At 45.4% G+C, this 25,505-nt stretch carries 19 protein-coding genes and 1 pseudogene; 17 read left to right on the top strand and 3 right to left on the bottom strand.

The annotated features are described in order from the left end of the window. Positions 1–42: 42 nt before the first annotated feature. The 5 genes from AC0VYE_RS28320 (at position 43) to AC0VYE_RS28300 (ending at position 7,174) form a co-directional block, all read left to right on the top strand. Positions 43–2,385 (top strand): helix-turn-helix domain-containing protein, encoded by a 2,343-nt coding sequence (locus tag AC0VYE_RS28320; protein WP_076267092.1) that lies wholly within the window; start codon positions 43–45, stop codon positions 2,383–2,385. Between the two features lie 26 nt (positions 2,386–2,411). Continuing rightward, on the top strand, positions 2,412–3,482 hold the full coding sequence (locus AC0VYE_RS28315; RefSeq protein WP_475443948.1) for a TolB family protein: 1,071 nt from the start codon (positions 2,412–2,414) through the stop codon (positions 3,480–3,482). A 1-nt stretch (position 3,483) separates the two neighbouring features. Next, positions 3,484–4,566 carry a glycoside hydrolase family 88/105 protein gene (locus AC0VYE_RS28310; protein ID WP_475443946.1) on the top strand — a complete coding sequence of 361 codons (1,083 nt, stop codon included), beginning with the start codon at positions 3,484–3,486 and terminating at the stop codon, positions 4,564–4,566. A 1-nt stretch (position 4,567) separates the two neighbouring features. Then, positions 4,568–6,280 carry a hypothetical protein gene (locus tag AC0VYE_RS28305; protein ID WP_475443944.1) on the top strand — a complete coding sequence of 571 codons (1,713 nt, stop codon included), beginning with the start codon at positions 4,568–4,570 and terminating at the stop codon, positions 6,278–6,280. A gap of 96 nt (positions 6,281–6,376) precedes the next feature. Then, complete coding sequence (locus AC0VYE_RS28300; RefSeq protein WP_475449754.1) at positions 6,377–7,174, top strand: polysaccharide deacetylase family protein; 798 nt, start codon at positions 6,377–6,379, stop codon at positions 7,172–7,174. A 121-nt stretch (positions 7,175–7,295) separates the two neighbouring features. Here AC0VYE_RS28300 and AC0VYE_RS28295 read toward each other — a convergent pair whose 3' ends face one another. Together AC0VYE_RS28295 and AC0VYE_RS28290 are read right to left on the bottom strand one after the other, a co-directional pair. After that, positions 7,296–8,162, bottom strand: a complete 867-nt coding sequence (locus tag AC0VYE_RS28295) for a phytanoyl-CoA dioxygenase family protein (protein ID WP_475443942.1) — start codon at positions 8,160–8,162, stop codon at positions 7,296–7,298. 134 nt (positions 8,163–8,296) lie between these two features. Continuing rightward, on the bottom strand, positions 8,297–9,169 hold the full coding sequence (locus tag AC0VYE_RS28290; RefSeq protein WP_076267086.1) for an AraC family transcriptional regulator: 873 nt from the start codon (positions 9,167–9,169) through the stop codon (positions 8,297–8,299). Between the two features lie 212 nt (positions 9,170–9,381). Between AC0VYE_RS28290 and AC0VYE_RS28285 the strand changes: the two genes are divergently transcribed. From AC0VYE_RS28285 to AC0VYE_RS28230, 12 genes are all read left to right on the top strand, one after another. After that, a complete protein-coding gene (locus AC0VYE_RS28285; protein ID WP_076267085.1) occupies positions 9,382–9,705 on the top strand; it encodes a UxaA family hydrolase in 324 nt (107 codons plus the stop codon). Further along, complete coding sequence (locus AC0VYE_RS28280) at positions 9,702–10,862, top strand: UxaA family hydrolase (protein ID WP_076267084.1); 1,161 nt, start codon at positions 9,702–9,704, stop codon at positions 10,860–10,862. Before AC0VYE_RS28285 ends, AC0VYE_RS28280 begins: the two co-directional genes overlap by 4 nt. 67 nt (positions 10,863–10,929) lie before the next feature. After that, a complete protein-coding gene (locus AC0VYE_RS28275) occupies positions 10,930–11,703 on the top strand; it encodes an SDR family NAD(P)-dependent oxidoreductase (RefSeq protein ID WP_076267083.1) in 774 nt (257 codons plus the stop codon). Positions 11,704–11,744: 41 nt separating this feature from the next. Continuing rightward, a complete protein-coding gene (locus tag AC0VYE_RS28270) occupies positions 11,745–12,653 on the top strand; it encodes a fumarylacetoacetate hydrolase family protein (protein WP_076267082.1) in 909 nt (302 codons plus the stop codon). 574 nt (positions 12,654–13,227) lie between these two features. Continuing rightward, positions 13,228–14,097 carry a sugar phosphate isomerase/epimerase family protein gene (locus tag AC0VYE_RS28265; protein ID WP_475443937.1) on the top strand — a complete coding sequence of 290 codons (870 nt, stop codon included), beginning with the start codon at positions 13,228–13,230 and terminating at the stop codon, positions 14,095–14,097. 22 nt (positions 14,098–14,119) lie between these two features. Continuing rightward, positions 14,120–15,223, top strand: coding sequence for a Gfo/Idh/MocA family protein (locus AC0VYE_RS28260; protein WP_475443935.1), 1,104 nt, complete (start codon positions 14,120–14,122; stop codon positions 15,221–15,223). Between the two features lie 129 nt (positions 15,224–15,352). Next, on the top strand, positions 15,353–17,623 hold the full coding sequence (locus AC0VYE_RS28255) for a glycoside hydrolase family 3 protein (RefSeq protein WP_475443933.1): 2,271 nt from the start codon (positions 15,353–15,355) through the stop codon (positions 17,621–17,623). A gap of 92 nt (positions 17,624–17,715) precedes the next feature. Next, positions 17,716–19,461 (top strand): sensor histidine kinase, encoded by a 1,746-nt coding sequence (locus AC0VYE_RS28250; RefSeq protein WP_475443931.1) that lies wholly within the window; start codon positions 17,716–17,718, stop codon positions 19,459–19,461. Positions 19,462–19,463: 2 nt separating this feature from the next. Further along, a complete protein-coding gene (locus tag AC0VYE_RS28245; protein WP_076267077.1) occupies positions 19,464–21,035 on the top strand; it encodes a response regulator in 1,572 nt (523 codons plus the stop codon). Between the two features lie 251 nt (positions 21,036–21,286). After that, positions 21,287–22,192: an ABC transporter permease gene (locus tag AC0VYE_RS28240; protein ID WP_372238971.1), complete on the top strand. Its 906-nt coding sequence runs from the start codon at positions 21,287–21,289 to the stop codon at positions 22,190–22,192. 15 nt (positions 22,193–22,207) lie between these two features. Then, positions 22,208–23,098, top strand: a complete 891-nt coding sequence (locus tag AC0VYE_RS28235) for a carbohydrate ABC transporter permease (RefSeq protein ID WP_076267076.1) — start codon at positions 22,208–22,210, stop codon at positions 23,096–23,098. An 83-nt stretch (positions 23,099–23,181) separates the two neighbouring features. Beyond that, positions 23,182–24,729, top strand: a complete 1,548-nt coding sequence (locus AC0VYE_RS28230) for an ABC transporter substrate-binding protein (protein WP_076267075.1) — start codon at positions 23,182–23,184, stop codon at positions 24,727–24,729. 90 nt (positions 24,730–24,819) lie between these two features. On the opposite strand, the pseudogene AC0VYE_RS28225 reads toward AC0VYE_RS28230, so the two are convergent. Continuing rightward, a pseudogene (locus AC0VYE_RS28225) lies at positions 24,820–25,070 on the bottom strand (transposase); the annotation flags it as partial. Between the last annotated feature and the right edge of the window lie 435 nt (positions 25,071–25,505).

Raw genomic sequence — 25,505 nt, 5'->3', positions numbered from 1 at the left:
GAAGCATTTGCGCGATAAGACAAAAATGAAGGAGGAACAGATATGAAGCTCGTACAAAATCGGCGGCTTGTAAAAGCGGTTGCAGTACTATCGATGCTGCTGTTCTTCCTCGTTTTTTCTTCTGCATTTTTGACATACTCCGTATTCAACCGACAGCTGGAGCGGCAGTTGACCAGTACGAACATGGAACTGCTAGGACAACTGGATCAGAAGCTGGAGCTGTCGCTTAAACATATTGATAAATCGGCAATTCAGCTGCTGAAGACGTCTGAGGTGGGACGGTTCTTCAATGATGAGCTGAGCGATTTGGAGAGTAAGAACAATGCTTTTCGCGTATCCACTCTAATTACGAATGCGATTAATAGTATTGATTATCTCTTTTCCATCGATCTTTATTCCTATGGCACGCAGCGGCTTGTTTCAGGAAATGTATTGACTGAACAGGATTATAAGCTGGATTTCTCATGGATTCCAGAATTTCAGCAGTATGATGGATACTTCAATTGGATGTCGACTCGCAAGGTACAGCTTAATCACTCGCAATATCCGGTATACCGCAATGTTGTAACGCTGGTACGCTCTTATCCGCTTATTCATTCGTCAGGTACGCGGGAAGGTGCGATCGCCGTAAATATTAAGGAGGATCTGCTGTATGGCTTGATTCGCAATACGGCTGCGATGGATAAAGGACAGACCTTCATTATGGATAGTGAAGGCGTCGTGGTGCTGCATGCAGACCAAAGCAAGCTGGGCAAGGACATTAGTGAATTTCCGTATATTAACCAAATATTGAATGCCTCGGAAACGAGCGGCCATTTTTCTGAGCAGGTTGAACGGACAGCATCCTCCGTTTTTTATGTGAAGTCAGACTATACGGGATGGAATATTGTTCGGGTAGTGCCAGAAGCACAGTTTCTAAAGCCGCTTTATGCCATTCGCAATGGCCTGCTTATTCTTGCCATTGTATTGTTTGTGGTGGCGACGGCATCGGCAGCGATGGTAGGTCGCTGGATTTTCAAGCCAGTTAACCGATTTATTCAGGCGATGACTCGGCATTTGACGATCCATCCGAAGGAAGGAACAACACGGAAATACACTGATGAATTTCAATATTTCGAATCGACGGTACAGCATATTTTGCAAGATCGGGAAGAGCTGCATAAGCAGGTGATTGAGAGCAAGCCACTTATCAAATGGCAGCTGCTCACTGAATTGCTTTCTGAGAAACGCAAAAATATTGCAGTGCTGCAGCCTTATATGGATATGCTTGGCATTAGTTTGTATCTAGAGCATTATGTCGTCATGAGCATTGAATTTGACAACAAGCATGAATTTGCTTCGCCGCGGGATTTGCAGCTTTATGCCTATGCGCTCTGCAATGTAGCAGAGGAGCTGATGAATGCGGAGAGCCGCGGCATTGCAGTGGAACTGAGCATTGGCAAATGCGCTGTCATTATGAGCTTCGGCGATCACGATGATCCGCAGCGCCATATGATGCGGGCGGTCGCAGTAGCTGATTTAATGAAGGATTTTGTTCAGGAATATTTTAACCGCACGATTACGATTGGCATCGGAGATATTGTTGAAACGGTCAACGAAATTCATCGCTCCTATAAGCAATCGCTTGAGGCGCTGAGCTATAAGCTCGTAATGGGGAGCAATTCGATTATTACGAAAGAGGATGTGTTCAGTGAGCAATCCCCGCAATTTTACCGATTATTTGCCATGACAGATGGGATTGTCGCTTCGGTTAAGGTGTCAGATACAGACAAGATGAAGCTGCAAGTACACAGATGGTTCGAATCGTTCACCGAGCATGTTGTGCCGCCGGAAATGATTATGCAGCTGATTGTACAATGCCTGATGAAGGCCGCGACAGCCACTGTTGAAATTGGCGTTGACCCCGAGGGAATTTTGCCGGAGCAGTACATGGTTGAAATGTTGAACCAGTATGAGCAGCTGCACCATCTTGAGGCCTTTACGATACAATCCCTCTCGAGCTTCATCGAACGAATTAAGGAAAAGCGAAGCAGCAGGGAACGAAATGATGTCATTGACAATGTGATGCTCTATATTCAAAAACATTATATGCGCAGCGACCTGTCGCTTAATTTGCTCGCGAGCGAATTTCATTTGAGCGTATCTCATCTCAGCAAGCTGTTTAAAGAACAGCAGGAATGCAATTTTATCGATTATTTGATGGAGACGCGCATGAACAAGGCCAAGCAGCTGCTGAAGGATACGGAAGAGAAAATACGCGATATTGCGGAGGGCGTAGGTTATACAAATGTGAATAGCTTTGTGAGATTATTCAAGAAAATAACAGGGCTAACGCCTACGGAATTCAGAGAGCGGGCGCGGAGAGAACAAGATGGAGAGGTTTGAAATATAGAGGAGAGGAAAGGTGCAGCATGATCATTCGCAAGTTGAAGGATCCTTTAACGAATATCACTATTCAGGCTGTTGGGAACCCTGGTACGGATACCGGCCAAAACTATTTTACAGCACAAACCTGGATGGCAGACAGCCGCAATATTATGGTCTGTACAGATATAGATGAGAGCTTTAAAGGGCGTTATGTTCTTTTTGATATAGAGACGGGTGCGGTTGAAACACTGATTGAAAACCTCAGCTGGGGATGCGGTGTTGTATCGTCAAATGATTATTTCTATTATTATGTCGGATCTGCGATTTATGAGTTTAATTTGCATACGAAGCTGTCTCGCAACGTATGCAAAATGGAAGTTGGGACTGAGGTGTATGGTCCGCTCTCCATCACAAATGACGGGAAGAAAATAGGAACTTACTGGAAACGCAGCGAGGAATGGGTAGTCGGGATTGTTGAGGTCCTCACAGGTGAGGTCTCTATTGTTGCTGCACCGGGGTTTAAAGAGCCCTACCCTATTGCGAATCATTCGATGATTAATCCTCGTTATGATCAGCTTGTTTTTTTTGCCCATGAGGGCAGGACAGACCATATTGCAGATCGTATCTACGTTGCTGATACAACAACGCGTGAGATACGAAATATTTTTCGCCAGCAGCGGCTGGATACAGGTGAGCATGTGGAGTATGTGGGGCACGAGATGTGGGCAGCAGATGGGGAGTATCTGTATTTCGTCAAGTATCCGCAAAGCCCGCTAAAACCAACAGGAGTATATCGGGTTGAAAAAACGGGCAAAGATTATGAACTTATCAATGGCGACTACAGGTACTGGCATGTAGCGCCGAGTCCAGATGGGCGTTTTGCCGTTGCGGATACGTTTGAAGAGGGAATGAAGGTAAGCAAAATCGTCCTCATCAATTTGGAGAAAAGAACCTCCAAGCTGCTGTGCGAGCTGCCTCTTTGGAGAGATCATCCCGGACATCCTCACCCCATGTTCAGTCCCGATAGTAAAAAGGTGTCGTTTACTTTTGCAGATGAGGATCAGCACTTATGGATTGGCATCATTGACATTGATCAATTAACTGAGGAGAACTGATATGACAGGGCAAATTGCAGAGGCGATGAGCAAAATCTACAGTTATATGACCGATGATCATCAGGGAAATTGGGGCATGGATATGAATCAGTGGGACTGGGTTCCTGGTGTCGGTATCATCTCAATTTTGGATTATGGTGAGAAATCAGGGCAAGAAGAAGCGATCCAGTACGTAGAAAAATGGGTAGAGCAGAATAAGCATAAGGCCGATGCTCTGAAAGTAATTAATGCAATGGCGCCTTTTGCCGTATTTCCTTCCTTATATCGCCGTACTGAAGAGCAGTGGCTGCTCGCCAAGTCGCAGGAAATTGCACAGTGGATGCTGAATGAAGCGCCTCGCACACGCGAGCGGGCTTTCGAGCACACCGTTACGGAGGCGGTAGAATTTCGTGAACAGGTTTGGGCAGATACGGTATTTATGGCTGTCTTATTTCTAGCTAGGCTGGCGAAAACGACGGGTGATAAGCAGTTGGCTAAAGAGGCACTGGAGCAGACCATGCTTCACTTGCAACTGCTGCAGGATTCAAATTCGGGATTGTTATTTCACGGCTGGAACTGTGAGGCAGGCAACCATTTATCAGCGGTTCGTTGGGCTCGCGCCAATGCATGGATCGTTATGAGCATACCCGAGATTGTGAGTGAAATCAGCGGGTTAGCAGCCATACCAACAGAGCTTAATAAACGATATTCCACTCTTGCCGCTGCACTACGCTCTTGTCAGGCTGCAGACGGGCTGTGGCATACGGTGCTGGATCGCACGGATACGTATAAAGAAACCTCGGCAAGTGCTGGAATTGCATGCGGTTTTCTCAGAGGGGTCAACACAGGTATGCTTGACGCCTCATTTCTGGAGCCGGCTGAGCGAACGCTATCTGAAGTGTTGTCGTTAATTAATTCTAATGGTGAAGTTGCAGGTGTCTCGGGCGGAACACCTATTATGCCATCCGTGGACGCTTATAATCAGATTCCGATCTATCCGACACTTTATGGGCAAGGCTTAACTTTACAGCTGTTGACAGAATTTAAGCTTTTGCTGACTTCTGAGCAAGCAAACGAAGATAACTTGATTACAGGTGAGGGATGAAATGAACATAGTGGACAATTCCAATAATTCATTCGATAACAGAAACAAGTTGATTGAGCTGATTGATTCCCTAGACTCCCAGTACAATTCAGAAAACCGTTTACTTAGGTCACCCTTCAGTAGTCCCGGCTATCATACGACCATTAAACAGGCTGATTTTATCCATTCAACACGGAGTTCTCTCAGCTATGCGCTTGGTCTGCTGGATACAGGAAAAGAACAGTATGAGCAGCGTGCTTTCGATATCATTGAGCAAATGGTCTCCTTGCAGGATACAGATCGGAGCCGCAATACGTTCGGTATCTGGTCTTGGTTTTATGAGGAGCCGCTTGATCAAATGTCCCCTCCTGATTGGAACTGGGCTGACTTTTGCGGCAAGCTGCTTGTGCTGGTCATTTCAAGGCACGACGCAAGGCTGCCAGAGAAGCTGCGGCAGTCGGTGCAACAAGCTATCTGTAATGCCTGTGATGCGATTATCATTCGGAATGTTGGACCGCATTACACTAACATTGCGATTATGGGCGCGTTCGTTACGCTCATCGCTGGTGAATGGTTCGAGCGGCAGGATTATGCGAAATACGGATTGGAACGACTGGAAAAGCTGCATAACTATACAATGCCTCGGCAGGCGTTTCAAGAATATAATAGTCCGACGTACACTTATGTTGCTATTTTGGAGCTGTCTGCTATTGTAACGGAAACGAGCAATACTCATGCAAAGAAGCTTGGAAACGACTTGCTAAACATCGCATGGAAAAGTGTAGCGGATCATTTTCATGCCGGTACAAGGCAGTGGTCCGGTCCGCACAGCCGTTGTTACAAAACGCTGCTTACACCTCAAAGCAAAGCTTTTCTACAACTAGCAACCGGAGGAAAGCTGGCTTTCTATACGGAGGATGAACTTCCTTATTATGAAGATTGGTATAAGTGCGGCGCTGTATGTCCAGAGCAATATGTAGAAGATTTCCTTGAGCGCGGTCAGCGGACGATAAAGGAATGCTTCGGGATCAATGGGAACGGTAAAGAGAAGTGGGCAACTACTTATATGACACAGGCCTATTCACTTGGCAGCTTCAACAAAGAGATTATGTGGAACCAGACAAGGACTTTGCTCGCCTATGTTGATAATGGCGGCGAGGCGACTTACTTGCATCTGCGTGCGCTGCACGATGGTTATGATTATTGCTCGGCTATTTTTCATGGGGAGCAGCGGGAGAACCATCTGCTGTTTGGAGTGAATTTTGTCGTCAATGGCGGAGATACCCACCCGAATTTGGATATGATTCATGGCTCAATCGAAGCTTCAGATTTGCGATTCCGTCTGGAAATTGGCGGCGCTTTGGATCAGGTCAGCACCGTAGTGGAGAAAGGCAGTGTTAGCCTGCGAATAGGGGAGACTGTGGTATCGCTGCGCAGCTGGTTTGCAGCCTTTGATAATCAGAGTGCAGGCGAGGCTGTAAGAGACTGGAGCTGGGAAGTAACTAGGGAGGGTGAGTTGCTCGGCATCGACCTTGTGCTTCATACCGGTGAAAAGAAGGTCATTGATTTTCAAAAAATGAATGAGGCTGCATTTCTTTTCTCTCTTTGTATAGGAGAAGAAGTTGATAGCTTTAAGCCGCAAATCGAACGTACAAAAGAGCTTGCAACTATTAGTGCAAGCTGGAATAATGAGGATATAGCGCTTACTTTGCAGTTGAAGCCTAGTATGCTGTAATTATCCACGAAGCTTGACCCATCGAACTGATGGGTTTTTCTTTTAGCAGTGTGTATAGTCCAGCTGAGCAAAAAGAATAAGAGAGGACGAAATGTGATGAAAGTTCAGTACACGTTATTTCCAGAAGGACGAACGAAGGCGATGACCTTCAGCTATGATGATGGGCGCACTCAAGACCGGCTGCTCGTAGCGAAATTAAATCAGTACGGCTTCAAAGGTACCTTTCATCTTAACTCTGGTTTTCTTGGGCGCGAGGGATATATTACAGCGGAAGAGGTTAGAACGCTCTTTCAGGGCCATGAAGTATCAGCACATACGGTTAGTCACCCTTTTCTAGAAATATCTCCACCAGATCAAGTAGCACATGAAATTTTGGAGGATCGGCGGACGCTGGAGAGTCTTGTACAATATCCGGTACGTGGAATGAGTTATCCTTTTGGCACTTATAATGATAAAGTCGTTGCTATGCTTCCAGCGCTTGGAATTGAGTATGCTAGAACGGTGAACAGCCATGGCAGATTCGATATGCCAGCTGATCCGCTTCGTTGGCATCCAACATGTCATCATAAACAATTGCTAGAACAGGTTGAAATTTTCAGAGACTATCAGGAAAGATTTAAAAGAATGTCTTTGCTTTATGTTTGGGGCCATAGCTATGAGTTTGACAATGACGATAACTGGGAAATTATTGATCAAGCGGGGGAGCTGCTAAAGGATAACGATACTATCTGGCATGCAACGAATGCAGAGATTATAGCCTATATGCAAGCGCTCGAGAGACTTAGATTCTCAGTAGATAGAAGCATTGTTCATAACCCTTCTGCGCTCGACGTCTGGATAAGCGTGGACGATAAACCTATTAAAATTAGTGCAGGTCAAGTTATTCAGCTTTAAAATAAGGCTAAGCTTTCGCCATTCCTGACGTTCTGCAGCTTATAAAATAAACAGCCAGAAGAGCATATCTCGCTCTTCTGGCTGAACAAATGCTAAGTAGTGCGGCTTTTTCCCTTATATTTTATGTGTTGTGTTCGGGCTTTTCTGCAAGCCAATCTTCCAGAGTGGCTACTCTTTCTGGGTGAAGATAGCTTCTTGCTAGAAAACCTGCGCCATGGGATGGCATAGGATCTTGATCCGTTGGTTGATATCGCAAATCTACGCTCCAGCGTACCTCGTCTGATTCATTCGGTGTGGACATATGCAGACAACGGTCATTAAATAGAATCGCGCTTCCAGCTGGAACGGGCAAGACGACAGTTTTTGTTTTTCCCAGCTGGCTTTCATGCAACGCCGTGTAGCCTGTACCTGTATGGCTTTCGCTATGCCATTCCAATAGCTTCGTGCGATGAGTCTTAGGCTTGATATGCAAGCAGCCATTAACTTCGTTCGCATCGACAAGAGGAATCCAAACGGTGATGACAGGATTAGAATTGGCATCGGGCCAATATGATTTATCTTGATGCCAAGGCACTGCTCCAGCAGCAACCTTCGGAATTTTGGGTCTTGTGTTGTAGACCGGATTGGAAAAAAGCTCTCCCCCGATTAAAGATTCTACAGCGTCCAATATTTTTGGATTGCTCATTAAATCAAAGTAGCCAGGCAGTCTATCACGCCAGCTTCTACCGTAGTTCAGAAATTCCTCTGAGGTCAAATCCGCAAACAACTCCGCGAGCCTATATTTGAAGGGCCGATGCTCCAGTTTATCGCTAATAAGTCCTGCATGCATTAACTCATCTGCAATCATGGATACTTTCTTATTCATCGCTTCTTTGGCGGGCGCTAAGTCCTGTTCCAACAGCAGATTTGGAAGCACAAGATACCCCTGCTCATTATAAAAATCAATTTGTTCTTTCGTTAAACTACCGAATTTAGATGGACTTGTCATGTTTTATTTCCTCCTATTCGTTATCAACAATTGAACCCATCGTACCAAATAGGAGCTGAAGCTGTATTTAGATAACAGTACGATGATTTATCAATACATCCGCTAACCTGCTTAACATGAAGTCCCTGCTGCGCCTATTTAAAGTCTGACGCTAGGCTGCTGCGTTTGTAGCCGGCTGGCGTCGTTCCTGTTAGTTTTTTGAATGTGCGATGGAAATGCGGCAGGCTCTCAAACCCGCATTCGCTCGCTATCGCATGAATTGGCGCATCCGAGGATAGAAGGAGCTCCTTGGCGTGACTGATCCGTTTTGCCGTGACATATTCAGTTAGCGTCATACCAGTAAGGAGCTTAAAGACACGTGTAAAATGTGATGGATTCACTGCCGCTTTGGCGGTTAGCGTGGATAAGCTGACGTCGCCAAAAGGATGTTCGTCGATTGTACGAAGCGTTAGCCTCATCCACTCCGGCGCACCCGTATGTTTCCGTTCGGCTGTTGGAGCGGGTATTTGGCGATTCAGCAGAAGCAGCAGCTGGAGCAGATGAAGGACGGCAGCATGGCGGCGCCCTGGTTTATCCATCGTCAACTCATCATTAATATGAACCAGCATTGTTTCTATCAAGTGCTGGTCGGATGTATCCAGACTGAGCTTCTGGCTTTTCCGCTTGTTAGCCTCCTCAAAGCATTGAACAAAAGAAAAGGTATCGCCTAAGGAGTCCCATTGAACAATACGACCGTGAAAATAAATGGCGCTCACCGTCAACGGCGCTTCTTCATCCGGCAATGCACGATGGACGGTGTTGCCAGGGAGCAGAAATAAATCACCGGGTTCTATGGCATAGAAGGAGCCATCAATAAAAAACACGCCTTTTCCCGAATGGACATAGACGATTTCATGCCAATCATGCAGGTGGTTGGGCAGCTCATTATGCGAATCCTTTACCGCACGATAGCTGAATTCGAATGGAAAAGAAGCAGCAGCATCAAATTGCTTGCGAATCGGCTTCATTTTGGCGGTGCCTCCTTGATGAGAAAGATATAAAAATATGCTGTTCGGTACTAGTGTAATGGCTATCCGAATAATAGTCAAAATAGGGTATGTTTAAGCGTTTTCTCGCAATTTTCATATCTTAAATGCTCGATTATTATGAAGGATAACGATTACAAAATGGATAGTAAACCGATTAGTCATGAACGAACAAAAGATGGAGGAGTGGCTGAATGAAACAACAAATGACAGATGGCGTCGATGCTTTAATTATGGATGACCGAGATCATGTTGTGATGGCGCTGCGTGATGTTGAAGCTGAAGAAACCATTCGCTACAGAGATGGTGAGGAAATTCATGAAATAAAAGCACTTGATGCTATTCCATTCGGACATAAGCTGGCGATTAAGGCGCTTAGCGAAGGACAGGAAGTGCGGAAATACGGCGAAACCATCGGGCGAGCGAGCATGGCCATTTTGGCGGGGCAGCATGTTCATGTCCACAATATTGAAGGAATACGCGGCAGAGGCGACATAGCCGGGAAGGTGGAAGCATGAGTACATTTATGGGGTACGAAAGAGCGAACGGAGATATTGGCATCCGCAATCATCTGCTCATCATTCCAACAGTCATCTGTTCCAATCAGGTTTGCAACCGAATCATGCAGCTAGTACCGGGTACTGTGGCCATTCCTCATCAGCATGGCTGCAGCCAGATCGGAGCGGACAAGGAACGTACTTTCGAGGTGCTGTCGGGAACTGGGAAAAATCCAAATGTAGGCGGAGTGATCATCATCAGTCTAGGGTGTGAGGTAGTGGATCCTTACGCGCTTGCAGAGGATATTCGTAAAACCGGCAAACTGGTGGAAGTATTTGATATCCAGTCGGTTGGCGGCTCGGTGAAAGCGATCCAGCATGGAACGGAGCTAGCCAAAAAAATGATGGCGGAGCTAGAGCTTCAGCCGAAAGTACCTGTTCCGCTGTCAAAACTCAAGGTAGCCGTGAAATGCGGCGGCTCCGATGCCACTTCCGGCTTGTCGTCGAATCCGGCACTTGGTGAAGCCGCGGATTCTTTAATCGCAGCAGGCGGAACAATCGTTATCGGCGAGACGACCGAAATTATCGGCGCCGAGCATGTGCTGGCACAGCGCTGTGCCACGCCGGAAACAGCGGATATGCTGTATCATATTGTCGGCCGTTTTGAGAAAGAGGTAGAGCGGATGGGCGCTGACATGCGGGGCGGCAATCCGAGTCCCGGCAATATTGAAGGCGGCCTTTCTACGATTGAAGAGAAATCACTAGGCTGCATTAGCAAATGCGGGAAAGCACCCATTAAAGGAGTTATCGAATACGCAGAACAAATACCGGAGGGTGGACTCTACTTCATGGACTCGCCGGGCAATGATATCGAATGTGTATCGGGTATGGCAGCGGGGGGCGTTCATATCGTTTGTTTTACGACGGGAAGAGGAACGCCAACGGGGGCAGCAGTCGTGCCAGTCATCAAAATTACAGGGAACAAACGGATGTTTGAGCGGATGGAAGATAATATGGACGTCGACGTCAGCGATATGCTGGGCGGCATGCTGAGCTTGGAGTCGGCAGGAGAGAAAATATGGCAAGAAATCATAGATGTAGCGGATGGAAAATGGACGAAGGCAGAAACACTGGGCCATCAAGAATTCAGCATTAACCGTATCGGACCTAGCCTATAGGAACATTTTGTGAGGTCGCGCGGTTAGTTTTGGGGCGTGAATTCGAATATAGAAGGGAGCTTAGTATATGAGATTAGCGGATAAGATTGTCCTCATTACCGGTTCAGGTTCAGGCATTGGCAGGAGCTCGGCGCTGCTATTCGCCAAGGAAGGCGCGTTTGTTGTTGTTAACGATCTGAACGCAGATAAAGGAAAGGAAACGGTAGAAGAGATCAACTCCCTAGGGGGGCGGGCTTCGTTTGTTTATGCGGATGTTACTGATCCAGATTCCGTTCAATCCATGGTAAGCGAAACGCTTGCCGCACACGACCGAATTGACGTCCTGTTCAATAATGCCGGCATTAGCGGTGTAGGGGCGCTTCATGAGGTGGAGCCGGATGATTGGGATCGCGTGATCCGGGTCAATATTCGCGGGGTTTATTTGCCTTCCAAGTATGTCCTGCCTCATATGATGGAACGAGCGAGCGGCACGATTATTAACATGTCTTCCTGTATTGCAGAGATGGGTCTTGCAAACCGCGCATCTTATGCAGCTACCAAAGGAGCGGTACTGGCACTTACCAAATCGATGCAGGTCGATTATGCTAAGTACAATATTCGTGTGAATGCACTTTTGCCGGGTACGATTATGACGCCGTTTGTTGAAAACTATTTACGCACCTCTTACGAGGACCCAGAGGCTGCCATCGCATCGCTAAAATCACGGCAGCTCAGCAATGAATTAGGCCGTCCGGAAGATGTAGCGAAGGCGGCACTGTTTCTTGCATCCGATGAGTCGAGCTTTATGATGGGCTCACCGCTTTACATTGATGGAGGCGTCGTGTTTGGCAAAAATGCTTGACGCGGCAGTATGAATCATCCACAAAAGAGAGGAAGATAACTATGAAATTGCTTGTCATTCAAAAAGAAAATGGCTCTCATTTAGGAGTTAAATTAGCGAGTGGCGTCTTGGATATCGTTGAGGCGCTGAAAATCAACAATAAGCCGAATGTACCGACAGCAGTTATGGAAGTGATTGAAGGTGGTTCGGATACGCTTGGTGCGTTAAGCCAGTTTGTGGAGGAAGTGTCCGCAGCTTTAGAACAATATTCTGCTGCCCTATACCGCGAAGAGGATATTACATTCGGCCCATGTGTAACCGAGCCGGGCAAAATTATTTGCATCGGACTGAACTACCGCAAACACGCGCATGAGACCAACGCTCCAATTCCTGCGTATCCGATTTTGTTCAACAAATTCGATAACACCGTAGCTGCTCATGGAGAAGATATTCCGCTTCCAACAAAGGTGACAAGTCAGGTTGATTATGAAGCTGAACTGGTTATCGTCATTGGCAAGAAAACAAAGTATGTTGAGAAGGGGCAGGCGCTGGAGCATGTATTCGGTTATTGCTGCGTCAACGACTTGTCCGCAAGGGATCTGCAAATGCGCACGCAGCAGTGGCTGCTTGGCAAATCATTGGACAAGTTCAGCCCGCTCGGCCCTTATTTGGTCACTGCAGATGAAATTGCAGACCCTAACAATCTGTCTATTGGCTGCACGGTTAACGGCGAAGTGCGTCAGCAGTCCAATACTTCGGATATGGTTTTTAGCTGTGATGAAATCGTGAGTTATGTCTCACAGCATATGACATTGTCGCCAGGCGATATTATTCTTACTGGAACGCCTGAGGGTGTTGTACTCGGCTACCCGGAAGAGAAGCGGGTATGGCTGAAGGCTGGCGATACGGTTACGATCGAAATCGAAAAGCTGGGTTCGCTGACGAATCGGTTTGTAGAGGAAGTTCAGTAAACAGCATAGATTCAGCGAGTGGAGAAAGCCTGTTTCATTGAGGCTTTCTTTTTTTATTAATAGAGAAAGAAATGTGGTTGGCTATAAATAGGCTCGCCCAGCGCATAACATTCCAAGATCATTTCACTAACGAACTGTATTATGCTTATTACGCAGAAAACGTCCTTTCTTTTATTTTAACGAACCTTATTAACGTTATAGCATGCTTTATAAGGGGTTATGAGCAACTTTTCTCTAAATAACGATTCTAGAGTTCGTTACAATTATAAACCACGATGAATGTTCGAAATAAGGGTTATTCGGTTCGCAAGCTAAAAGTATGATAAGGGAAGGACATCGTTTTGCCTAAGCTCTATCCAAAAAAAGCAGGGCCTGTTTCAAGTGGAGGTCATTCTACTTTTGAGACAGCCCTTTTTTTTATCCAACTAGTTAGCGGCAAAACTTTCGTTCCGACAGCCACAGTGCGGAAATTCAATAATAGAATGACGGATACGTGAAAGAAAGAAAGTCTCCGGTATTCTATCATAATAAATAAGAACACAATCAACCAATCGAGATGGGGGTATTTCGCCGAATGACTATTGAAGCTGGCATTAATATTTTTTCCGTATACAGGGAGCTTGGTGAGGATTACTTTGGAACGCTGGAGAAGGTTGCTGCCGCAGGGTATGTAAATATTGAACTTATTGGATTCAATATGAAGTCCTTTACACGATATATCGATGAAATTCCTATGGAAGCGGTTCGAGATAAGTTTCGTGAGCTTGGTCTAAATGCAGTAGCGGTTCATGAAGGCACGATGCCAGGGCAAGAATTGATTTCGCATGACTGGGATTCGCTTATGAAGTATTACGCGGGTATCGGTTGCCAACGAATCGTGCTCCCATCCGTGTGGATCAAAGATCGTGAGGATACGCTGAAAGCTGCGGAGCAAATGAACAGTATCGGCAAAAAAATGAAGGATGGCGGGTTCCAGTTTTATCTGCATAATCACGCGCATGAGTTTAAAGCGGTCGGTGATCAAACGCTGTTCGACTTGATTTTGGAAAATACAGATCCATCCTATGTGAAATTTGAAATCGATATGGCATGGGTCGTACGCGCAGGCATAGATCCGATTCATGTGTTAGAGAAGCTTGGCGATCGTTGTGATATTGTCCACCAGAAGGATATAAGCAATAATCTATCCGGCCAGCTCAATATTATGGAAGCTATGCAGCAAGGCAGCGAAGAAGGGCTTGAACCATTTCAAATCTATCAGAAGCATATTGGCCCTGGAGACTTCGTTGACCTTGGCACAGGCAGGTTTGATTTTGCAGCTGTGTATGAGCAAATCCGAGCAATGGGGCATGTCCGTTATGCGCTTGTGGAGAACGAGGGCGAGTCGGAAGACAAGTTTGGCAGCATTCGCAAGGATCTGACTGTGCTTCAACAATATGTATAGCCCACAAGGAGGAGAATGTTCAATGAACAAAGGAAAACTTAAGATCGGTATTATCGGCTGCGGCGGTATCGCGAACCAGAAGCATATGCCATCGTTAGCCAAGCTTTCACATATGGGTGAAATGGTTGCCTTCTGTGATGTTATTGAAGAGAAAGCGCAAAAGGCAGCTCAGGATTTTGGAAGCGAGGGCGCTAAAGTTTATGCCGATTACAAAAAGCTGCTCGAAGACGAATCAATCGATGTTGTTCATGTATTAACACCGAACCTGCAGCATTCTTATATAACAGTTGATGCACTAGAAGCGGGCAAACATGTTATGTGTGAGAAGCCAATGGCGATCAACTCAATTGAAGCTAAAAAAATGGTAGATGCGGCTAAGCGGACAGGCAAGAAACTGACGATTGGTTATCAGAATAGATTTAGAAATGACTCTCAAATTTTGCATAAGGCATGCCGCGAAGGTGATTTAGGAGACATTTATATGACTAAAGCTCATGCCGTGCGCAGACGCGGAGTGCCGACATGGGGTGTCTTTCTGGATAAAGAGCAGCAGGGCGGCGGACCGTTAATCGATTTAGGCACGCATGCGCTGGACTTGGCATTATGGTTCATGGATAACTATAAGCCGAAATCGGTGAGTGGTTCTGTCTATCATAAAATGGCGGATAAGTTCGAAGGCAATATGATGGGTGCATGGGACCCGGAAAGATATGATGTAGAAGACTCGGCTTTCGGATTTATTAAAATGGAAAACGGCGCTACGATTTTCTTGGAGGCGTCATGGATATTAAATACAACCGATGCTAAAGAGGCGATGACTACGCTTTGCGGGACAGAAGGCGGAGCAGAAATGAAAGCTAGCTCAACGTTTGGGAAAAGCGATGTCATCTTTAATAGCGCCAAGCACGGACAGCTTGTGGAGACGAAACCTTCTTTTAGCGGGGGCATTGCTTACTTCGGTCCAGGGGCTGAGGATGATGGCGTGAAAGAGGCAAGACAATGGCTGGATAGTATTATTAATGATACCGAACCTCTCGTAAAACCAGAGCAAGCTTATGTGGTCACGCAAATTTTAGAGGCGATCTATAAGTCAGCTGAAACGGGCAAAGTTGTAGAATTTGAATAAAGTTTCAATTCATTTAACGGAGTAACAATATAAAAGGGAGCCTTTCCATCAGTGGGAAGGTTTTTCCGCTAGTGAGAGGGAATACGTTAATGTCTGAATATGATAATCGTCCTAGGAGGCAGTAATGACATGAGTGATCATTGGACTGAAACAAAATTGGAAACGATTACATATGTAAAAAACGAAGGTGGCCCAACACTCGGGTATTCAGCTAATTCAGGCGTAAATATTATAGTGGAAGATGGTTTTGCATTTAAAGACCTCAATAAGGATGGGAAGCTGGATAAATACGAGGACTGGCGCTTGCCGGCAGAAGAGCGAGCAAAGGATTTAGCCTCAAAAATGTCCATCGAGCAAATTGCCGGTTTGATGTTGTACAGCGCGCATCAGGCGGTTCCAGCTTCGCATGGCTTTTTCACCGCCTCTTATAATGGCAAGCCCTATTCGGAGAGCGGTGCGATGCCGCATGATTTATCCGATGAACAAATAAAGTTTTTAACCCAAGACCATCTGCGGCATGTGCTCCTTACTTTTGTTGAAAGTCCGGAGATTGCTGCTCATTGGAACAATAAAGTACAAGCCTTGGCCGAAAGTACAGGTTTGGGCATCCCGGCGAACAACAGCAGCGATCCGCGCCATGGATCCGATGCGAGCAAGGAATATAATGCAGGGGCGGGAGGCGCAATTTCCATGTGGCCCGAAACGCTGGGGCTTGCAGCAGCTTTTGATCCTGAGCTTGTTCATCAGTTTGGGAAGATCGCTGCTCAGGAATACAGGGCGCTTGGCATTGCAACCGCTCTTTCTCCCCAAATCGATATCGCGACCGATCCAAGATGGTCACGCTTCGACGGCACGTTCGGAGAGGATTCAAGACTGTCAGCCGATTTGGCAAAAGCCTACGTCGACGGGTTTCAGACCTCGTTTGAAGAAGAGACTCCATCAGACGGCTGGGGTTCAGGAAGCGTAAATGCGATGGTCAAGCATTGGCCAGGCGGCGGTTCGGGCGAAGGCGGCAGAGATGCTCATTTTGGATACGGCAAATTTGCAGTATATCCAGGCAACAACTTCGAGGAGCATCTGATCCCGTTCTTGGACGGCGCATTCAAGCTCTCAGGAGGGACGGAGAAAGCATCGGCCATTATGCCTTATTATACGATTTCCTATAATCAAGATCAGGTGAATGGCGAGAATGTCGGCAATGCTTACAACGCTCATATTATCGGAAACCTGCTTCGTGATAAATATGGCTACGATGGTGTCGTGTGCACGGACTGGGGAATTACGGACGATGAAGGCACTGATATTACACGATTGTTTCCAGGAGGACGTGCATGGGGGGTTGAGGAAGGTTATACCGCTTCGGAGCGTCATTACAAAGCACTTATGGCCGGAGTAGATCAATTCGGTGGAAATAATGACGCAGGTCCTGTCATTGAAGCTTATCATATCGGTGTGGCAGAGCATGGTGAAGCCTATATGCGAGCAAGGTTTGAGCAGTCAGCGGTAAGGCTCTTGAAGAACATGTTCCGCGTCGGCTTATTCGAGAACCCGTATTGTGAACCCGAACAAACCACTCGCATTGTCGGCAATGCTGAATTTATGACTGCAGGCTACGAAGCGCAGCTCAAATCACTCGTTTTGCTTAAAAACAAAGGAAATGTTCTCCCGATACAAGAACTGAAGACGGTCTATATTCCTAAACGCTTCAGACCAGCAGGTACCAATTGGATCGGATTCCCGACTGCTGCATTTGACGGATATCCCGTCAATATGGATTTTATACAGAAATATTTCAACGTAACGGATGACCCGGAGACAGCTGATTTTGCAATGGTGTTCATTACAGGGGCAGATTCCGGCAGCGGATACAGCAAGGCAGATGCTGAAGCAGGTGGAAACGGTTATGTTCCGATAAGCTTGCAATACGCCCCTTATACTGCAGAGCATGCTAGGGAAATTAGTATAGCCGGCGATGAAAGAGATGTGTTAAACCGCTCCTATAAGGGGAAAACGGTAACGACCGCAAATGCTTCGGACTTGGAGGCTGTACTGAGAACGAAAGAGGTTATGAAAGGCAAACCTGTCATTGTGTCGCTGCAATTATCGAAGCCTTCTATCGTTGCAGAATTTGAAGCAGAGGCCGATGCAATCATTGCTGCATTTGGTGTACAGGACCAAGCGATTCTAGATATTATTACCGGTGAAGCAGAGCCTTCAGGGCTGCTGCCGATGCAGATGCCTGCGAATATGAAGACCGTTGAGGAGCAGCTGGAAGATGTTGCACATGATATGGAAGTACATGTTGATTCCGAGGGGAACGCCTATGATTTTGCATATGGCTTAAACTGGAGCGGGATTATCGTGGATGATAGGACGAAACACTACGGCAAGAAAAAATAGTTTGATAACGTGCGGCCGGGGATTAATCCCCGGCTAATAGTTGTATATAGCTCTATTTTTTATTTAAGAGGCAAATGGGGGCTTAGCAGAACTTGAAATTACTTAATCGTTCTCTCTTTAATTCGCTTCGATTTAAGCTGGTAACAGGGCTTATGCTTATTATGATTCCGATGGTTTCCTTTCTCATTTATAACAATTTGTATTCGATTGATGTCGTTCGTAATCAAGTAGCGCAGTCCAACAGCAATATGCTTAATCTATACATGGGTTTGATTGACACGACGCTTGAGGATATAGATAGCTACATGCTCAAATTTACTGCGGAAGAATCCGGTTTGAATATTCTCGATAGTCTCCCAGAAGCAGATGTAGATTTATACAATTTGCAGCGAATTTGGCTATTTACAGAGTTAAGAGACAATGCGACTTATTATAAAGCATTGGACTATTTTTTTATTTATTCACCCTTGAATCAGGATTTGTTGTTCGCGCCTAAGCTGACGGGCTCTGCTTATACCAACAATGATTTCATCAAGGAAGGAATTGTTGCGCTTCTGAACGATGAACAAGCGATGAAAAGCTATCAGTACGATAAATGGTCTGTGCTGAATTTGAAAGAACAAAATTATTTGCTTCATATGATTAAGGCTGGCAGCCTGTACATTGGGGCAGGGGTAAATGTGGACGGAGTTATGGACCCGTTGGACTTTCTAGACCTCGGATCGGAAGGCAGGTCACTGCTTGTTGATGAGAGCAATAGGCCGCTTCAGGACGAGGACTTTTTCGAAAAAAATAAAATTGATTTATCCTATATCTCTAAGACGTATCAGCTTTCCGGCGCAGACAACAATTACCTCGTCATGGGCGAAAAGTCAGGCAAAGGTGAGTTTGGATTAGTAGCTGTCGTACCCGAGCAAAATATTTTGGAGAAGCTTCCTTATCTGCAAAGAATCATTGTGCTGATTGCGACAGGCTCGATTCTCATTCTAGTGATTGCTTTGTATTTTCTGCGTAAAGTGGTCCTGCTGCCGATCAATCGAATTATTGTCGCCATGCGCAAAATCAAAGAAGGCTATATGGAGGCAAGAATACCAAATAAACCGACCTCCAATGAATTCGAAATGATGAATGAAACGTTCAACAGCATGGTCTGCGATATTCAACAATTGAAAATTGACGTATATGAGGAACAATTGATTAATCAGAAAGCAGAGCTGAAACAGCTGCAGCTGCAGATTAACCCTCACTTCTTTTTGAATAGCCTCAACATCGTCTATTACTTGGCGCAAGAGAAGAAGTACGAATTAATACAGGAGCTGTCCCTCTCCTTGATCCGCTATTTCCGGTTTATGTTCCGCAGCCAGACGGATTACGTGCTTCTGCAGGATGAGCTAAATCATAGTGAAAACTATTTAAAAATCCAGACCTTTCGTTTTCCCGGAAGCTTTACGTACGACATCGCTGTTGATGGCGAGCTGAGGGAATGTTATATTCCTCCGTTAATTATCCAAAGCTTTGCGGAGAATACGATAAAACATGCAATTAACACAGATGAGCCGACTCATATTGCGATAACGATTGGAAGATGCGAATCGATGCTAGAAGAGAGGCTGCGAATTCAAATTCATGATACAGGCCGCGGCTTCTCTGAGGAGGTTTTGCAGAAGCTGCAGCAGGAAATTAATTTAATGAATGAAGATGGCGAGCATATTGGCATTTGGAATGTTAGACGCAGATTGCGACTGTTATACGGGGACAAGGCGAGCATGGCTTTTTATAACGAAGATGGTGCAGCAGTTGAAATAACGATGCCTTTAACGAAAGAAATGAGGTCGTGAATATGTACCGTTTATTAATCGTTGATGATGAGATCTTTATCGCAAATGGCATTAAATCGAGTGTGAACTGGAGAGAGCTCGGCATTATAAGTGTCACTCTCGCACATAATCTTCGGCAAGCGAAGGAGGAATTTAGTCTTCAGCCATTTGATATGATGATTTGTGATATTGAAATGCCGCAGGGCAGCGGGCTGGAGCTCTTTGAATGGGTGCGTGAACAATATCCCCAAACCGAATGTGTATTTCTAACCTGTCACGCTGATTTTCAATATGCGAAAAAAGCTCTTCAGCTTGGCAGCTTTGAATATTTGTTGAAGCCCGTTCCGCATGATGAATTGAAGCTTGTGATGACGAAGCTAATTGAGAAAATCAGGAAGGAACGGGAATCGGCAACGATGGCGGCCGAGCGTTTTTGGCAGGATGTACTGAAGCAAGCCATTCCGTCTAACCAGCATAAAATGATGGAGGTTATCGGCAAGCAGAAGCTTCCGTATACGAGGTCTATGACATTTCTACCGGTTCTTATCAGTATCGAGCATTGGGAGAAATCATTAACCGCCCGTGATCTGCAAATTATGGAGTATGCGCTACACAACGCCCTTGAGGAGGTCGTTATTCAGCGTGCTGCTAGTGCGCAAATCGTACGGATGAACGCTGATTACATGCTCATTGTGTTTGCACAGGATGTTATGCAAACAGAAGATGGCAAGCTCTTTAGCAAAGAAATTAAAAGGCGCTGTCAGTCATTTATTGAGATGAGCAATCATTATTTATATTGTCATGTGTCCTGCTATATTGGCAAATCGGCACAAGTCCATGAAGTGCGGGATATGGTGGAAGGCTTGATTGCTTTTAAAAAGAATCAAGTTAATATGGCAGACTGTGTGATGTTCATCGATGATCCAATAAAGAAGGAATCGCAGATTCCAATGCCGCCCATGAATGTATGGTCGGAGCTCATTAAGCAAGGAAATAAGAAAAAGGTACTCGATGAATTGCAGCTGTTTTTGGATTCGTGGAAACGAATTGAGTGCTTAGGTGCCAAAAGGCTGCAGCAATTTTATCAAAGCTTTCTGCAAATGGTTCTGCATACGCTGCATGAGCAGGGGCTGCGCGCGGATGAAATTTTTTCGGATCATTTGACGCCAGAGCGTATTTTGTCAGCGACACGAAGCGTGACGAACCTTCAGAATTGGGTGCGGGATGTGCTTGAGAAGGCGCTCGTCCATATGGAAAAGCTGGATTCGACGGAGACGGTGGTCGAGAAGATCAAGCGCTATATTGCCCTTCACATCGATGAGGAGCTGTCCAGACAATATATCGCCGATTATATTGGCTTAAGCCCTGATTACATCGTTAAACTGTTTAAGAAAGAGACGGGGCTCTCGATATCCGACTATATTTTGAAAGAAAGAATCAATCTTGCAAAGGAGCTGCTCGCAAGAACCGATACTACGATCAGCAACGTCGCACTCGCGGTTGGCTTCTCGAATTTTTCGTATTTTTCTACGTTGTTTAAAAAAGAAGTATCGATGACACCCCAGTATTATCGCAAAGGCTGTCCGTCCAAATAAACGATGCCGTTAGAGGATTAGAGACCCTCTGACGGCATTTTTCTTTTCCCGTTTAAGATGTCGGAAACTCGAAAGTCGGATGTCGGATTATTAGTAGTGGCTCTATTTTGTTTGCGCTACTATTAGTTAAGCAACATATTAAACGAAGCCAAAGGTGGTTGAGACCCGTGCAAGCAAATCCTGAGACGTCACCCTCCAATATGAAGCAGGTCTCATTGAAGACGAAGAAGAAAGCAGCATTCGCATCGGAGATGAGAAAGGTTAAGAAATACCGCGCCCTCGTACTGATGGCGCTGCCCGGCCTTTTGTACCTGCTGATTAACAACTATTTGCCGATGTTCGGAATCGTGATCGCATTTAAGGACATCAATTTTGCCAAAGGAATTATGGGCAGCGACTGGATTGGCTTTAAAAACTTTGAGTATTTGTTCAAAACAACGGATGCTTACATCATTACAAGAAATACGCTGCTTTATAATATTACCTTTATCCTGCTGAATACGGGGATTGCATTAGCGCTTGCGATCATGCTTAATGAAATTCGCAAACGTTTCTTATCAAGGCTGTATCAGACGCTAATCCTGCTTCCCTTTCTAATCTCGATGGTTATTGTCGGCTATCTGGTGCTCGGCTTCCTCGATGTTGAGAACGGATTCATGAACAAAACCTTGCTTCCGATGATGGGGCTTGATCCGATCTCTTGGTACAGTGAGACCAAGTATTGGCCTTGGATTCTAACGCTCGTAAGCGTGTGGAAAGGCGTAGGTAATTTGTGCATCATCTATTTGGCAGCGATCATCGGCATCGATAATGAGTATTACGAGGCAGCAACGATCGACGGAGCTAACCGGTGGCAGCAAATTACGAAGATTACGCTTCCGCTCGTATCGCCGGTTATTACGATTATGACCTTGCTCGCCATTGGACGTATATTCTACTCCGATTTCGGCTTATTCTTTCAAGTTCCGCTTAACACAGGCGCGCTGATGCCAGTAACGAATACGATTGATACCTATGTTTATCGAGCATTGATTAACCTCGGCGACATCGGGATGTCCTCGGCCGCAGGTTTGTACCAAGCATTGGTCGGATTCATTTTGGTTATTTTATCGAATGCGGTCGTACGAAAATACAACAAAGACAACGCGTTGTTTTAGAAAGGGAGATGTATTATGCAAGCATCGGGGAAGCTCTATCAATGGATCATTAACATCGTTATGCTAGTGTTCACTTTTTTCTGCATCATGCCTTTCTGGCTGCTGTTCTCCGCCTCCCTTACCGATGATATGGAGCTCGTTCGCAGCGGTTATGCTTTTTTCCCAGATAAAATCAGCTTCTCCGCATACCACTATTTGTGGAACAGCTCTTCTGACATTATAAGGGCATACAGCATTACGGTTTTAACGACTATAATTGGTACGACGCTTGGACTTACGCTTACTGCGATGGTCGCTTATCCGCTTTCGCGTCTAGAAATGCCGTTTCGCAACACGCTCGCATTTTATGTATTTTTTACGATGCTGTTTAACGGAGGTCTTGTACCGACGTACTTGCTTTACACCAACTATTTTGATTTAAAAAATACGATGCTGGCCTTAATCATACCGGGCCTTTTGATGAACGGATTTTTTATCATATTGATGAGAACCTTTTTTGCAAGCTCAATTCCGACAGCGATTATTGAATCCGCCTATATCGACGGGGCAAGGGAATGGAAAATATTTTACCGGATCGTATTGCCGCTCTCGACGCCGGTGCTTGCTACAGTAGGATTATTTTACACCATATTATATTGGAATGACTGGTTTAATGGCCTAATCTATCTTACAGATAGTCACTACTATAGCCTTCAAAACCTTCTTAATCGAATATTGCTGGACGTACAGTTCTTACAATCTTCTACGCAGGCAGGCAGCCGTAATGCAGATATTGGAGCGAATATTCCGCTTGCGCCAATGCGGATGGCAATGGCCGCAATTGGAGTCATTCCACTGTTGATCGCCTATCCGTTTTTCCAAAAGTATTTCGTTAAAGGCCTGACGATTGGTGCTGTTAAAGGATAAATCTTTCATAGACGCTATAACGGCATGGATCATGCATTTATAGATAGAATCGGATCATAAATAAAAATAGGGAGGTCACAGCAATGAGAAAAAACAAGTTTGTGGCAAAAACGCTTCTCTTAATCGTACTAGCTTTCGCAATGGTGATCAGTGCATGCGGCAATGGAGACAACAAGGGCACTAATGCAGGCAACGATGGAAAAACAGCAGAAGGAAAAAGCGGCAACAGCAGCGGGGAGCTCAAGCCTGTTGAGCTAGTTATGGTATTTCCGGTCGGGGGCGAGCCAAAGGATTTAAAGCTGGTGCAGGATGAAATCAACAAAATGACAAAAGCAAAAATCAATGCGACGGTAAAGCTGGTACCTATCGGCTTTGGCGCATGGGCTCAGCAGAAGACGCTAATGATGTCGGGTAATGAACAGGTGGATTTGATCGTCAGCGGACTTGGAACCTACAGCCAAGATGTAGCTAAAGGGCAGCTTCTTGAGCTTGATGGATACTTGGCTGAGAATGGACAAGGGGTTACGGAAGCGTTAGATTCCCTTGATACTGCGTTCTTGAATGCGACGAGAATCGATGGAAAAATATATGCAGTACCAAGTATCAGGGATTTGGCAGCAGATTATGGCATCACGATGCGCAAGGATTTGGTTGAAAAATATAACATTGATACTGCCGCGATTAAATCTTTGGATGATTTGGACGCTGTATTCAAAACAATTAAAGATAATGAACCGGATATGATTCCGACAGTTAAGTATGGAACATCTATTCTCGATATTTTTGTTCTCAGCTACTTTGATAACTTGGGCGAAGGTTTTGGCGTGCTTCCAGGCTATGACAACGACTTGAAGGTTGTGAACATGTATGAGACGCCGGAATATGCCGAAATGCTGAATACAGTGAGAAGATGGAATCAAGCAGGTTATATTGCCAAGGATGCAGCTACAAGCACTGAGACGCAATACAATCTAGTTAAATCCGGCAAAGCATTCTCGTTCATATCCCATATGAAGCCGGGTATTGAGACGCAGGAATCAAGATCTACAGGCAAAGAGATGGTATCGGTGCATTTCCGCCCTGCAGCAACAGCGACGTATAATATTACTTCCGTTATGTGGAGTATCGCAAGAAACTCGAAGGACCCTGAGAGAGCGATGATGCTGCTGAATATGATGTATACCGATAAAGACTTCATCAACCTGCTGGATTACGGGATTGAGAACAAGCATTACGTGAAGGTTTCCGACAATGTCATTGATTACCCGCAAGGCGTGGATGCAACGAACTCAGGCTACAACCTTCAAATGGGCTGGATGTTTGGCAACCAATCGCTTTCACACATTTGGAATGGCGATGATCCAGAGCTTTGGAATCAGCTGGCTGAGTTTAATAGAAACGCCGTGAAATCAAAAGCGCTTGGCTTTACCTTTAATGCGGATGCCGTGAAAACAGAAATTGCGGCAGTAACGAATGTGCAAAACCAGTACAAAATTGCACTGGAGACCGGAACGGTCGATCCTGTTTCGAAGCTGCCTGAATTCAATAAACAGCTGAAAGCAGCGGGAATAGACAAAATTATCGCAGAGAAACAAAAACAGCTGGACGCTTGGGCGGCAGCTAAAAAATAGGCAGAAGCTGAATGGGGCTGTCCCATAAGCATCAAGCTCGCTGAGGAATAGCTCGTTTTAAACGGGAGTATTGGTAGCAGTACAGGAGAGCTATTCCTGTACTGCTATTTTTCTATTCTGGTCTATGGTTGCTTGCTTCATAGGACTATGGGCAAGCGAAAGCCACTCGACCTCCAGACTTACCTTAGGTAAGCTGCGAAGCGGAAACGCCGGAATCCTTGGTTATTCTTTATCTGCCCTAAAATACTTTCGGGTTCAATCATTCGTCTTACCGACAGCGAATATCCTTCCTCGCTATTTCCCTTGCTTGCTGCTTGTAGCGCATAATAACTCAGACTGACCATATCCAGCATCAGCGATGATCGTCGTATGATTGTAATGTGCGCGAACCGATAGTGGAGAGTAAATAAGTGTAAAAGTGCACCTGTTTTTAACAAACAAGATTGGAAAGTTGCAAATAGGTGTACTAATACCTCTAATTGATCAGATTTGAAGAAAATTTGGTTAAATAAGTGCATTTCTGCACTTAGATGAAGCTGCTGCAGGTGCTGCCGCAAAAGTCTTTGCATCAGGGAAACATTCCCGTTTTCAAATGAAAGGACTTCAAATTCCACTGTATAGTGGAGCTTGAGGTCCTTTTTCTCGATGAAAATAAGTTCTAAGTAGTGCTCAAAAAATCGCAAAATGACTTTTGGGACAGCCCCTTTTTTAGTTATATAAGAACTAAACTATTCAACTTTCGCATTGGTTTCGACTGCTGGAGAGCGTAGCCAGCA

This window comes from Pristimantibacillus sp. Z349TD_6, assembly GCF_056173205.1.
The sequence above is the reverse complement of the archived record's forward strand: the minus strand, read 5'-3'. Positions and strand labels throughout refer to the sequence as shown.

Coding starts and splice junctions, on each gene's coding strand:
- AC0VYE_RS28320 (WP_076267092.1), top strand. CDS start 43: ATGAAGCTCGTACAAAATCGGCGGCTTGTAAAAGCGGTTGCAGTACTA.
- AC0VYE_RS28315 (WP_475443948.1), top strand. CDS start 2,412: ATGATCATTCGCAAGTTGAAGGATCCTTTAACGAATATCACTATTCAG.
- AC0VYE_RS28310 (WP_475443946.1), top strand. CDS start 3,484: ATGACAGGGCAAATTGCAGAGGCGATGAGCAAAATCTACAGTTATATG.
- AC0VYE_RS28305 (WP_475443944.1), top strand. CDS start 4,568: ATGAACATAGTGGACAATTCCAATAATTCATTCGATAACAGAAACAAG.
- AC0VYE_RS28300 (WP_475449754.1), top strand. CDS start 6,377: ATGAAAGTTCAGTACACGTTATTTCCAGAAGGACGAACGAAGGCGATG.
- AC0VYE_RS28295 (WP_475443942.1), bottom strand. CDS start 8,162: ATGACAAGTCCATCTAAATTCGGTAGTTTAACGAAAGAACAAATTGAT.
- AC0VYE_RS28290 (WP_076267086.1), bottom strand. CDS start 9,169: ATGAAGCCGATTCGCAAGCAATTTGATGCTGCTGCTTCTTTTCCATTC.
- AC0VYE_RS28285 (WP_076267085.1), top strand. CDS start 9,382: ATGAAACAACAAATGACAGATGGCGTCGATGCTTTAATTATGGATGAC.
- AC0VYE_RS28280 (WP_076267084.1), top strand. CDS start 9,702: ATGAGTACATTTATGGGGTACGAAAGAGCGAACGGAGATATTGGCATC.
- AC0VYE_RS28275 (WP_076267083.1), top strand. CDS start 10,930: ATGAGATTAGCGGATAAGATTGTCCTCATTACCGGTTCAGGTTCAGGC.
- AC0VYE_RS28270 (WP_076267082.1), top strand. CDS start 11,745: ATGAAATTGCTTGTCATTCAAAAAGAAAATGGCTCTCATTTAGGAGTT.
- AC0VYE_RS28265 (WP_475443937.1), top strand. CDS start 13,228: ATGACTATTGAAGCTGGCATTAATATTTTTTCCGTATACAGGGAGCTT.
- AC0VYE_RS28260 (WP_475443935.1), top strand. CDS start 14,120: ATGAACAAAGGAAAACTTAAGATCGGTATTATCGGCTGCGGCGGTATC.
- AC0VYE_RS28255 (WP_475443933.1), top strand. CDS start 15,353: ATGAGTGATCATTGGACTGAAACAAAATTGGAAACGATTACATATGTA.
- AC0VYE_RS28245 (WP_076267077.1), top strand. CDS start 19,464: ATGTACCGTTTATTAATCGTTGATGATGAGATCTTTATCGCAAATGGC.
- AC0VYE_RS28240 (WP_372238971.1), top strand. CDS start 21,287: ATGAGAAAGGTTAAGAAATACCGCGCCCTCGTACTGATGGCGCTGCCC.
- AC0VYE_RS28235 (WP_076267076.1), top strand. CDS start 22,208: ATGCAAGCATCGGGGAAGCTCTATCAATGGATCATTAACATCGTTATG.
- AC0VYE_RS28230 (WP_076267075.1), top strand. CDS start 23,182: ATGAGAAAAAACAAGTTTGTGGCAAAAACGCTTCTCTTAATCGTACTA.